This is a genomic window from Pseudomonas viridiflava (genome assembly GCF_900602065.1).
In the GTDB taxonomy this organism is placed as follows: domain Bacteria; phylum Pseudomonadota; class Gammaproteobacteria; order Pseudomonadales; family Pseudomonadaceae; genus Aquipseudomonas.
The window spans coordinates 1-320 of the sequence record NZ_UWFN01000237.1; the positions used below are offsets into that span (position 1 = coordinate 1).

The window sequence follows — 320 nt, forward strand, 5'->3', positions numbered from 1 at the left end:
CCTGAGAAGGTCGTAGGAGATTTCCGAGAAGAAACGAGGGGTGACAGACGTCACATTCAGCGCAGACAGTCGGGCCCGTGCTCGCAAAAAGCACGGGCCTGATGCGCTTGATCAGACGGTAAAGCGGCTTACCAGCAACTGCAGGTGATTGCCGAGTCTGGCCAGCTCGACGCTTGAGGCTGCCGTCTCTTCACTGGCCGCTGAGGTCTGTTCGGAAACATCGCGCACATTGATGATGCTGCGATTGATCTCTTCGGCGGTGGTGCTCTGTTGTTCGGCTGCCGTGGCAATCTGCTGATTCTTCGACTCGATGGTCGACA

The 320-nt window shown here is 57.2% G+C and carries 1 pseudogene; it reads right to left on the reverse strand.

Annotated elements, in window-relative coordinates:
• Window positions 1-111: 111 nt before the first annotated feature.
• Window positions 112-320 (reverse strand): annotated as a pseudogene (locus EE949_RS13010) (methyl-accepting chemotaxis protein); the annotation flags it as partial.